This is a genomic window from Streptomyces sp. NPDC091289 (genome assembly GCF_044757365.1).
In the GTDB taxonomy this organism is placed as follows: Bacteria; Actinomycetota; Actinomycetes; order Streptomycetales; family Streptomycetaceae; genus Streptomyces.
In genome coordinates this window covers 215,497-226,629 of sequence record NZ_JBIVUT010000003.1, presented here as the reverse complement: position 1 = coordinate 226,629, position 11,133 = coordinate 215,497, and the positions used below count along the sequence as shown (strand labels likewise).

Here is an 11,133-nt window from a genome sequence, read left to right as displayed (position 1 = left end):
CTGCCGAGAACTGCTCCTACACGGCCCGATGACCGAAAGCGGCCCTTGAGCCGGCCGTCGACGAGGTGTCGAATTGGCTCGTTCCCTACTGTTCCGGCAGCGGGCGTCATGGGGCGGGACCGGCTCATGAATCCGCTGCGCAAGGCCAGGCTAGAGTGCACGTTCTTGCTGTTTCCGCCACCGGGCGGGACTGCAGCCGGAAGTGACGGGGTTCGGTCTCAGACCTGCGAAGGCGAGGGTTTCCATTGACGGGGGCGAGCGGTCGACGACCCACGGCGGTTGTGCTCACTGCTTTGCAGGTGGAATACGAGGCGGTGCACCGGCACATGGTGAACCACCGCACGGTGGAGCTGCCGGAGGGCACCCTTCTCGACGTCGGCCGGATACCCGGCCTCAATTGGGAGGTGGCGCTGGCGGAGACGGGGCCCACCAATACCCGTGCGGCCCTCGTCACGCAGTCGGCGATCAAGCATTTCGACGCCGATGCCGTGTTCTTCGTCGGCGTCGCCGGTGCGCTCAAGGACGACATCCGTCTCGGTGACGTCGTCGTCGCCAGCAAGGTTCACAGCTATCACGGTGGACGCGAGAGCGTGGACGGGTTCTCCGCCCGCCCGGACACCTGGTCGCCGGAGTACGCCGTGGACCAGCTGGTGCGCTCCGCCTGTCGTAACGAACCCTGGGCTCTTCTCCTCCCGGGCCCCCGTCCGGCCACACCGCCCAAGGTGCATTTCGCGCCGATCGCGTCGGGTGACGTGCTCCTCGGCAACCGCGACTCCGAGACGGCTCGACGGATCCGCCGGCACTACAACGACGCGGTGGCCATCGATATGGAGAGCCACGGCGTCACCCAGGCGACCAGGATGAATCGCGCGGTGCGGGCCCTCACCATCCGTGGCATCAGCGACTTCGCCGACCCGGACAAATCGACACGGGACGCCGCCGGTTCCCAGGAGACGGCGTCGCGGCACGCCGCCGCGTTCGCCATGCGGGTGCTGCGCGACCTGCGCCCGCAACGTCAGGTCGTCCCGGAGCCCCGCAGCGCACCCGCCATGGTCGTGGTCTCCGCCCCCGACCGCTCCCCCCGGCCGGCCGCCTGGGGCAGTCGGCCCGTCCTCGACGTCGCAGGTCAGCAGTACCTCCTGTACGAAGGCCCCGGCGACCTCGTTCACGAGTCGCGGGACGGTGACGTGCTGCGACGTCAGGCAGTGGCTCGTGTGGTGCCCGACGGAGCCGGTCGCGGCGCTTATGCCTGGCTGCGCCAGGTCGAACGGACAGGACCACCTCCCGGCCCGAACCAATTCGACCCCCTGGCCGCACTCGAACGGGAAGCGGAACTGTGCCGCAGGCTCCATGGCCCCGCTGTCGTCCAGCTGACCCGCACCGGGAAGACCTCCACACTCGCCCTGGCCTGGCCGGACGACCCCAAGCTCGGCAGCCCCCTGGGGACCGTCCATGAACTGCTGCCCGAGTCGCCGACGCCGACGGATCCGCACCACCTCTGGTCCATCGTGAGAGGGCTCGCCGACGTCGCCCAGACCATCGAACGGTTGAGCGACGCCGGCTACTCGCACCGTGCGCTCCGACCGACCGCGGTCGTCATGCGCCGGCCTCAGATGGCGGTTCGCGACTTCGGCCTGGCCACCGTGCCGCCACGCCGGGGCGAGAACGCCGGGCCCTACCAGGCGCCCGAGCAGCGACACGGCTCCCGTGTCCGCCCCGGGCCCGCCACCGACGTCTACCAGCTGGGCGCGCTGCTCCACCACGCACTGACCGGCCGCATCCCCGATCCCGGGCTGCCCGCCTACCGCGGCTCGGACTCCGTACCGGACAGCCTCGTCCACGCGGTCGCCGGCGCGCTGCGGGAGGATCCGGCGGCCCGCCCCGGGGCACGTACGCTCCGCCTCGCTCTGATCTCCGCCGCACGCGAGCTGGCGTCCGTCCCGCCGTCCCAGCGCTGAGGAGCGCCGCCGATGTCCGTCACCACCGTCGCCCTGCGCGCTCCGCTGGTCCTCGTCCCCGGTCTCCGTCTCGACGAGCAGCTTCGCGCGAAGGCCGAGACGAGCGCCGGCCTGCCGTCGGACGTCTCACAGATCGTTCACGACCTGAACCGGCTGCAAGCCGGCGTGGCCGTGATCGTCAACCCGGCCGGCGGCAAGTACAAGCCGTCCCTGCTGGTTCACACCCGTACGTACCGGATACGCCTCGAAGCCACGAACCGGGGGACCGGCTACTTCGTCAAGCACATCGATCCCCTGCGCCTCGCCGACCACACGCGCCTCGCCAGGTCCTGCCTCGTGGTGCGCCCGCCGGCCTGGCACATGGTGTTCGAGTTGAAGGCCGTACCCACGGACTCGGACGCCCAGTGGCAGGTCCTCGAACAGGCCTGGCAGCGTCTCGGTGAGGCACAGCCGGATCGGTCGGACGCCCCTTCCGGCGACGACGCCCAAACGGAGTTCCTCGACTCGGTGGACCGGCTCATCGACGCCACCGAGGAGATCACCACCCGGGAGGAACGCCAAGCCGCCCCCTTCCCGTATCAGAACTTCACGGCCACCGGCGGCAAGCGCGGCAGAGCCCCTCAGTCCGTCTACGAGTTCCAGCTCGTCGGTTCGGAACTGCCACCGCCCGGCGCTTTCGTCCGCATTCAGGGCGACACGGACACCCGTGGCAAAGTGGGCCGGGCATCGGACCGGTACGTCACCGTCCGCTTCGATCAGCCCGTGTCATGGGACCGGCTGCCGCCGTGCGGCGCTCTGGAGCTCATCCCCAACAGCGTGATCTTCAACAAGCAGCGACAGGCCGTGGCGAGCCTCCGCTCGCACGACTCGAAGAACCCTGGCCTCCTCCCTGCGGTGGTCGAACACCGGGTGCGCCCGATTCCGGCGACCGACGCACAACCGCACCAGCCACTCGACCCCGAACAACTTCGCGCATTCCGTGCGGCGTTGACCACCCAGGACCTGCTGGTGGTGCTCGGCCCGCCCGGCACCGGCAAGACCCGGACGATCACGGAGATCGCCCACACCGCCGCGACCACGTCCGCCGCGGACAGCGGGCGGGTTCTTGTCACCTCCCACACCAACCGTGCCGTGGACAACGTGCTGGCCCGGCTCCCGCAAGACCTCGTGGTGATCCGGGTCGGGGACGAGAGCAAGGTGCACGCCGACGTGAAGCCGCTGCTCCTGGAAGAGCAGTCGGAAGGCCTCTCCGAGGAGATCCGACACGCCATGGCCCAGCGTACGCAGGCCTACCAGGAGGCGACGGCCGTGGAGCCCTGGACCACCGAGCTCGCCACGCGCGTTCAGCAGGTCGACAGCCACGCCGAAGAGGCACGGACCGCGGACCTGCGCCTGCACGCGGCGATCCGGGCCGCGGCCGCGCCGGCCCAGGAGCGGTTGACGGCGCTCCGGTCGGAGGATCAGAAGCTGCGGACGCTCCTGGAGGAACGGACCGAGCGTGCCGACCGGCTCCGGGCGAAGGCCCACTCCGCCCGGCAGCGTTCCGACGCCCTGTTCACCGGTCGCCTGCACCGCTCCCGCGCTCGCCGCCGGGAAGAGGAACTCGCCACCGAGAACGCCGGGATCGAGCAGCTGAACGCCTCCCTCCACGACATCCTCCGGCAGACCGAAGCAGCGAGCACCGAGGCAGAGCGCGCGGCCCGCGAGCACCCCACCGTCATCGCGGCCCGAGCCATGTGCCAGACGGCGGGAGACCACCTCGCCAAGAGCGTCCAGTCCGCCTACGAGGCGGCCGACACGGCTGTCCAGGCGCTGCGCGCGGTCGTGCCGACGGCGGCACCGCCTGCGCGCCTGCTGGATCCGGCCGACGCGGCGACCGCGCTGCGTGACCTGCACCGGCGACTGACCGACTGGATCCCGGTGCTGTCACGACGCCAGGAACTGACCGGCCAGTGGCGGGCCGCCATCGCCCAGGACCCGGGACAGCTGGTGCCCGAACTCGTCCGCTACGCCCATGTGGTCGGCGCCACCTGCATCGGCGCCGCGTCACGTCCCGAACTGTCGGGCGTGGAATTCGACCTGGGAATCATCGACGAGGCCGGCCAGATCGGCATCGCGGACACGCTGGTGCCGCTGACCCGGGTTCGCCGTGGTGTGCTGGTCGGGGACGACCGGCAGCTGCCGCCCTTCCGCGATGCCGACGTGGACGAGTGGGCGCAGAGCATCGGTGATCCCGAACTGGTCCGGCTGATGTCGCAGAGCGCCTTGGAACGCTTGCGTGCCGGACTGCCCTCTTCACATGTCGTGCAACTGGCCCGCCAGCGCCGCATGCCCGCCGAGATCGCCGATTTCATCTCGGCCGCCTTCTACCGGGGAGAACTGCTCACGGAGAAGGAGCACCGTCACCGCGATCCCCTGTTCACGAGCCCGATGGCCTTCATCGACACGGCCGCACTGCCCAACCGCGTACGTCGTGAGTCAGGGCGTGGCCGCAAGGAAGGCCGCGGGCAGAAGGGGCCCTTCAACCCGTGCGAAGCGCGCCTCCTGGCCCAGCTCGCCGCCTTCTATCACCGCCGCGGAGCCGAGTGGATGGTGATCGTCCCCTACGTCGCTCAGCGGCTTGAGGTCGTCCGTCAGCTGACCCCGCTGATCGGTGATTCCCAGCTCGCGAACGCCTCGGTCGGCAGCGTCGACTCCTACCAGGGTGGCGAGTGCGACATCGTCCTGTACGGCTTCACCCGCAGCAACCCGGAGGGACGGATCGGATTCCTGAAGGAGCTGCGCCGTGCCAACGTCGCCTTCACCCGGGCCAAGAGTCAGCTCGTCATGACCGGCGATCTGAGCACGCTGATGCGTGCGGACGACCCGGCTTTCCGCACCCTCATCGATGACCTGCATCAGCATCTGCTCGATCGTGGCGACCTGCGGGGCTACCAGGAGGTCATGGCCGCCCTCGACGAAACGGTCCCGGACCTGGGGGATGCAGCTGGTCCGGCCCGGGAAGGATTCCGGCCATGACGACCGCACCTCGTCTGATGAACTTCCCTGAAGAGCGGGTTCTGGAGGACGCCGCCTTCGGGCAGGGCATCGTGCCGTCCCGGCTCTACGCACTGCTGCTGCCGGTGTGGAAGGTGGAGATCCGCGCCGATATCACCGAGGGCGAGGCCTTCTCCCTGATCGACCGCTTCCTGGAGCGCGGGCTGCGCCACGGTTCCCTGGACACCGTGGACGAGCTCGCGGCCTTCTTCGCACTGGACCGTGCCTTGGTCGCGCAGGCCGTGCGCTTCCTGACCGCGATCGGCCACACGCAGGAGGGGCCCGGCGGCCTGCTGCACCTGACGCCGCTGGGACAGCGCTCCGTGGACGACGACATCCGTTACGTGGTCACCCGCCAGGACCGCCGCCATCTGTACTTCGAGGCGCTGAGCTGCGGGCCTCTGTCCCGGGCCCACTACGACGACGAGGTCGTGACGCTGCTCTCCGCCGAGGAGATGGACCGGGCTCAGCGCAGCAGGCAGTATCCGCGCTTCACACCGTTCGCTGTGGCATCCGGCTTCGACCGCTCGGCTCTCGACCGCCTCAAGAACCGCACCGACCGCGCCCGGTTCAACCTCCCCGTCGCCCTGGACGCCGTGGAGTGTCTCAGCGAGACACTCGTCTTCCTGCCCGTCTATCTGGTACGCGGCCGGGAAGGGCTTCTGGTCTACGGCCAGGCCGAGGCGGGTACGGCACACGACCCGGAGCTCAGTGCGCTCTGTGCCGATACGCCGGAACTGATCAGCGTGCTCGACAACGAGGAGCTGGACACCGAGGCGGACGAGCGCCTCCTGCGGTCCGCCCGGAAGTGGCTCGACGAGCAGGGCCTCGACGAGGTGGCCCCGGAACAGGACGACGACGGCACCTGGTCGGTCTCGCTGCCCTCCGCCGCCTTCGGCGAGAAGGGCATCCCGTACCCCCGTGTCGGAAGCTATCGCATGGCGGGCAGCCGCTTCTTCCGCGTCTGGTGCCCGGAGGAAACACCACGGAAGCTCAGCCTTCTCCACCGCCTGGACCAGAGGATGGGCTCGCGCCGACAGGTCACCCGACCGGAAGCGGAAGAGATCATCACTCGCCTGGCCCGCCAACTACGCTTGGACGTACCCGAGGTGTCCCGCCTCCGCAGCGGCGCGGAGAAGATCGGACTCAGCGGTCTGGAAGCCCAACTGGCTCGTCTGGAGAATGAACGCCTGTGATCGGTATCGACCAACTCCTGCTTGCCGAGTACGAGCAGCTCAAGCAGGAGCAGCGAGCGAGGATCGGCTTCCGCGACAACCTGATCTACGCCACCCTCGGCGTCATGGCGGCGGTCGTCGGCTCCACTCTCGCCCGGGGCGGACACCTCGAAATGCTTCTGCTGCTTCCCCCGCTGTCCGTGGTCCTGGGATGGACCTATCTGGCCAACGACGAGAAGATCTCCGCCGCCGGCCGGTACATACGCGACCATCTGTCCCCTCGCCTCAAGGAGTTGACATCGCCCCAGGCCGACATCTTCGGCTGGGAGTCCGCGCACCGTCGCGATGTGCACCGCCGCTCCCGGAAGCGGTTCCAGCTCGCCGTGGACCTCATGACGTTCTGCGGAGCACCGATCGTGGCATTGACCGTCTACTGGCTGCTCGGCCCGACGCCCTGGCCCCTGCTGGTGATTTCGCTGGCCGAGGCGGCCATGGTCATCGGCCTGGCCGTCCAGGTCGTCCGCTACGCCGAACTCGGACACTGATCGCGAGGGCCTGTCAGAAGTCCTCGGCGTACAGCCTCCTCGTCCCGTCCAGGCGGACGCGGAGGTGAGCGATCGCCTTCTCCGGCTCCCCCGCGCGCACCAGGCGCTCCGCCTCCGCGATCGTGCGGCCCACGGTGCCGTACGGAATCAGCTCCGCGGCGGGCGCGCTCCAGGAGGAGAGTCCGGCTTCCGGCTGTCCGGAGCGGTCGCGCGGTTCGAGGATCCGGGCACGGGCGAGGGCCAGTTCGTCCGGGTGGCCGCCGTGCTGGGCGTAGTAGTCGTCCACGTACGCGAGGGCGTCCGCTGCTCGGCCGGCCTCGACGAAGAGGCGGCAGAGCACGTGGATGGTCCAGTCGGTGTGTCCGCCGGGTGCCTCCGCGACGCGGCGCAGTGTCTCTGTCGCCTCGTCGTGGCGGCCGTGCCGTGCGAGGAGTTCGGCGAGTTCGCAGGCCGCGTGGGGGTTTCCCTCGTCGGTGTACCCCCTCAGCAGGGCGACGGCTTCCTCGGTTCGGTCCTGTTCCTCCAGGAGGCGGGCGAGCGCTGCGCGGGCGTATTCGTCCACTTCCTCGGCGAGACACGCGCGCAGCTCCGCTTCGCGTCCGTGCCGGGCCAGGAGAGCGGCGAGTTGCTCGGCGTGGTCGGCGAACACGATGCCGTCGACACTGACGTGGTTCCTGAGCAGTGCGGCGGCCTCGTCGACACGGCCCTGTCGTTCCAGGAGTGTGGCGTGCAGGGGGACGGTGTCCCAGTCGTCGGTCGTCCTCGGCTCGAACGGGGTCGTCGCGCCCACGCCGACGGGTGGGAGCAGGGCTGCGATCTCCTCGTCCCTGCCGTGGTCCGCGGTGAGTTCCACCAGCACCTCGGCGAGGGAACTGTCGGCGGCCCGGGGGCCGAGCAGTGCGACGACCTGGTCGATGTGGCCCTGCCGGGCGAGCAGGGGCGCGAACTCGCGCACGGCCTCCCGATGACCGGATGCGGCGTGCGGGCGCAGCAGATCGGCGGCTTCGTCGACCCGGTCCCGGGCGGCGAGCAGTCGGGCGACGGCGCGGACGGCCGTCCACCATCCGGTGGAGGCGAACGGCTCCAGGAGCGCCAGTGCCTCGGCCTGCCCGTCGGGGTCGCTGCCGTCGACGGCGGCTTCGGCGAGTACCCGGGCGCAGAACCAGTCTCCGCGTGCCGCGGCTTCGCGGAGCATGCCGTCATGGCCGTGCTCGTGGAGGGCCGTGGCCACGGCGGGCGGTATCCATCCGTCGTACGTGCGGTGGCGGTGGTCCAGGTCGGCTGCGTCCATGATCATGGATCCTAGGCGGCCGGGAACCCGCCCGGGGCGCCGTCGCGCTCAGGCGCAGGCCGGGCACAGACCGCGGTAGGTGATCTCCACCGAGCCGACGGAGAACCCGAACCGCTCGGCCTCGGGCAGGTCGCCGACGGCATCGCCGGCCGGGTGGACGTCACGGACCGTGCCGCAGCCGGAGCACACCAGGTGCTGGTGGGGGCGGCGCGCGTTCGGGTCGTAGCGCTTGGCCCGGCCCACGGTGGAGACCTCCAGCACCTCGCCGAGCGTGACGAGTTCCCCCAGGGTGTTGTAGACGGTCGCGCGGGAGATCTCGGGCAGTCGCGCGGCGGCCCGCAGATGCACCTCGTCCGCCGTCAGGTGCACGTGGTCGCCGTCGAGGACCTCCGCGACGACACGCCGCTGCGAGGTCAGCCGCCAGCCACGGTCCCGCAGCCGCTCAAGGAGGTCGCTCATCCCGTCTCACCTGCTCCGCTTCGCCGGGGACGCGCGGCCCCGGAAGGATCCGACGACGCCACGCCTTGACCATTATCGTTTTAGCGCACTTCTTGACTTGGACGAAGTCCATCGTAGGATCGATCCCGGCGACATCCAAGAGACAGGAAGACTCCGGTACGGCAGCAGAGACACGTGACGGGACACCGCAGGTCGACCGCGCTGCGCCGGCCGAGCACCGTCCTCGTCGCACCGCCCGGGACCGTCCGGCCCGGTGGACCGTAAGAGATCCGGGCCACCCGCGGCGAGACCCCGGCAAGACAGGTGCCCCTTCTGCACGGCCCGAATCCTCCTCCCCCGTACAGCGCCCCCACGACCCGCCGGGGCCGGAAGGATCACCCATGACCGAGAACAACGAGTCACACGTCTTCGACCCCGTCGTCCCGGATTCGCCTGAGACGGCCATCCCCGAGGTGCCCGAGGCGCAGGCGGGCGGCTGCCCCGTGGCCCACGGCCGCGCGCCGCACCCCACGCAGGGCGGCGGGAACCGCCAGTGGTGGCCGGACCGCCTCAACCTGAAGATCCTTGCCAAGAACCCCGCCGTGGCGAACCCGCTCGGCACGGACTTCGACTACGCGGCCGCGTTCGAGGCGCTCGACCTGCCCGCCGTGAAACGGGACATCGCCGAGGTGCTCACCACCTCGCAGGACTGGTGGCCGGCCGACTTCGGCAACTACGGACCGCTGATGATCCGGATGGCCTGGCACAGCGCCGGCACGTACCGCATCAGCGACGGCCGCGGTGGTGCGGGCGCCGGTCAGCAGCGCTTCGCCCCGCTGAACAGCTGGCCGGACAACGGCAACCTGGACAAGGCGCGCCGGCTGCTGTGGCCGGTCAAGAAGAAGTACGGCCAGGCGCTGTCCTGGGCCGACCTGCTGATCCTCACCGGCAACGTCGCCCTGGAGACCATGGGCTTCAAGACCTTCGGCTTCGCCGGTGGCCGCGAGGACGTCTGGGAGTCGGAGGAGGACGTCTACTGGGGCCCGGAGACCACCTGGCTCGACGACGAGCGCTACTCCGGCGACCGTGAGCTGGAGAACCCGCTCGGCGCGGTCCAGATGGGCCTGATCTACGTCAATCCCGAGGGCCCCAACGGCAACCCGGACCCGGTCGCGGCAGCCCGCGACATCCGCGAGACCTTCCGCCGGATGGCGATGAACGACGAGGAGACCGTCGCCCTCATCGCCGGTGGCCACACCTTCGGCAAGACCCACGGCGCGGGCCCGGCCGAGAGCGTCGGCGCGGACCCCGAGGGCGCTCCGCTGGAGGAGCAGGGCCTCGGCTGGCGCAGCTCGTACAAGTCGGGCAAGGGCGGCGACGCCATCACCAGCGGTCTGGAGGTGACCTGGACCAGCACGCCGACGCAGTGGGGCAACGAGTTCTTCCACAACCTCTTCGCCTACGAGTACGAGCTGACCAAGTCCCCGGCCGGGGCGCACCAGTGGGTCGCCAAGGACGCGGAGGCGACCATCCCGGACGCCCACGACGCGTCGAAGAAGCACAAGCCGCAGATGCTCACCACCGACCTGTCGCTGCGCTTCGACCCGGCGTACGAGCAGATCTCGCGCCGCTTCCAGCAGGACCCGGACGCGTTCGCGGACGCGTTCGCCCGCGCCTGGTACAAGCTGACGCACCGCGACATGGGCCCGATCCAGCGCTACCTGGGCGCCGAGGTGCCCTCCGAGGTGCTGCTGTGGCAGGACCCGCTGCCCGCGCGCACCGGTGAGCTGCTGGACGCCGCGGAGATCGCCGCGCTCAAGGAGCAGGTGCTCGCCACGGACCTGACGGTGGCGCAGCTCGTCTCGGCCGCCTGGGCCTCGGCCGCGTCCTTCCGCGGCAGCGACAAGCGTGGCGGCGCCAACGGCGCCCGGGTCCGTCTGGAGCCGCAGCGCGGCTGGGAGGCGAACAACCCGGACGACCTGGCCCAGGTGCTGCGCGCCCTGGAAGGCATCCAGGGGTCCTTCAACGCCAAGGGCGGCAAGCAGGTCTCGCTGGCCGACCTGATCGTCCTCGCGGGCAGCGCGGCCGTCGAGCAGGCGGCCAAGGACGCCGGCGTCGAGGTGGAGGTGCCGTTCACCCCGGGCCGGGTCGACGCCACGCAGGACCAGACGGACATCGAGTCCTTCGCCGCCCTGGAGCCCGCGTACGACGGCTTCCGCAACTACGCCGGCAAGAGCAGCCGTCTGCCCGCCGAGTACCTGCTCCTGGACCGGGCCAACCTGCTGACGCTGAGCGCACCGGAGACCACCGTCCTGGTCGGCGGTCTGCGGGTGCTGGGCGCCAACACCGGCGGCTCGAAGCACGGCGTGCTCACCGACCGTCCGGGCACGCTGACCAACGACTTCTTCGTGAACCTGCTCGACCTGGGCATCACCTGGAAGTCGACGTCGTCGGCGCAGGACGAGTTCGAGGCCCGGGACGTGTCCGGCAAGGTCAAGTGGACCGGTACCCGCGCCGATCTGGTCTTCGGCTCCAACTCCGAGCTGCGTGCCCTCGCCGAGGTCTACGCGAGCGACGACGCGCGGCAGAAGTTCGTGACGGACTTCGTCGCCGCCTGGACCAAGGTCATGGACCTCGACCGCTTCGACCTGAGCTGACCGCGCCCACCCGTTGACCGGCACCATCGGTCG

General features: G+C 70.3%; 7 protein-coding genes. 5 read left to right on the top strand and 2 right to left on the bottom strand.

The window, feature by feature from the left end; all coding sequences use genetic code 11:
* Nucleotides 1–281 precede the first annotated feature (281 nt).
* From ACIQPT_RS05205 to ACIQPT_RS05190, 4 genes are read left to right on the top strand one after another with little or no spacing between them, the layout of a single operon-like run.
* The gene (locus ACIQPT_RS05205; RefSeq protein WP_401152865.1) at nucleotides 282–1,958 is read left to right on the top strand and encodes a hypothetical protein; all 1,677 of its coding nucleotides are present in this window, start codon (nucleotides 282–284) and stop codon (nucleotides 1,956–1,958) included.
* A gap of 12 nt (nucleotides 1,959–1,970) precedes the next feature.
* Nucleotides 1,971–4,976: a DEAD/DEAH box helicase gene (locus ACIQPT_RS05200; RefSeq protein ID WP_401152863.1), complete on the top strand. Its 3,006-nt coding sequence runs from the start codon at nucleotides 1,971–1,973 to the stop codon at nucleotides 4,974–4,976.
* A complete protein-coding gene (locus ACIQPT_RS05195; protein ID WP_401152861.1) occupies nucleotides 4,973–6,190 on the top strand; it encodes a hypothetical protein in 1,218 nt (405 codons plus the stop codon). The genes ACIQPT_RS05200 and ACIQPT_RS05195 overlap by 4 nt, the downstream gene beginning before the upstream one ends.
* The gene (locus tag ACIQPT_RS05190) at nucleotides 6,187–6,714 is read left to right on the top strand and encodes a hypothetical protein (RefSeq protein ID WP_401152859.1); all 528 of its coding nucleotides are present in this window, start codon (nucleotides 6,187–6,189) and stop codon (nucleotides 6,712–6,714) included. The genes ACIQPT_RS05195 and ACIQPT_RS05190 overlap by 4 nt, the downstream gene beginning before the upstream one ends.
* Before the next feature lie 13 nt (nucleotides 6,715–6,727).
* Here ACIQPT_RS05190 and ACIQPT_RS05185 read toward each other — a convergent pair whose 3' ends face one another.
* Nucleotides 6,728–8,005 carry a tetratricopeptide repeat protein gene (locus tag ACIQPT_RS05185; protein WP_401152858.1) on the bottom strand — a complete coding sequence of 426 codons (1,278 nt, stop codon included), beginning with the start codon at nucleotides 8,003–8,005 and terminating at the stop codon, nucleotides 6,728–6,730.
* A 48-nt stretch (nucleotides 8,006–8,053) separates the two neighbouring features.
* The gene (locus ACIQPT_RS05180; RefSeq protein WP_401152857.1) at nucleotides 8,054–8,464 is read right to left on the bottom strand and encodes a Fur family transcriptional regulator; all 411 of its coding nucleotides are present in this window, start codon (nucleotides 8,462–8,464) and stop codon (nucleotides 8,054–8,056) included.
* A 380-nt stretch (nucleotides 8,465–8,844) separates the two neighbouring features.
* Here ACIQPT_RS05180 and katG point away from each other — a divergent pair, with 380 nt between their 5' ends.
* Nucleotides 8,845–11,100, top strand: coding sequence for a catalase/peroxidase HPI (gene katG / locus ACIQPT_RS05175; RefSeq protein WP_401152855.1), 2,256 nt, complete (start codon nucleotides 8,845–8,847; stop codon nucleotides 11,098–11,100).
* The last annotated feature ends 33 nt before the right edge of the window (nucleotides 11,101–11,133 follow it).

Coding starts and splice junctions, on each gene's coding strand:
- ACIQPT_RS05185 (WP_401152858.1), bottom strand. CDS start 8,005: ATGGACGCAGCCGACCTGGACCACCGCCACCGCACGTACGACGGATGG.
- ACIQPT_RS05195 (WP_401152861.1), top strand. CDS start 4,973: ATGACGACCGCACCTCGTCTGATGAACTTCCCTGAAGAGCGGGTTCTG.
- katG (WP_401152855.1), top strand. CDS start 8,845: ATGACCGAGAACAACGAGTCACACGTCTTCGACCCCGTCGTCCCGGAT.
- ACIQPT_RS05180 (WP_401152857.1), bottom strand. CDS start 8,464: ATGAGCGACCTCCTTGAGCGGCTGCGGGACCGTGGCTGGCGGCTGACC.
- ACIQPT_RS05200 (WP_401152863.1), top strand. CDS start 1,971: ATGTCCGTCACCACCGTCGCCCTGCGCGCTCCGCTGGTCCTCGTCCCC.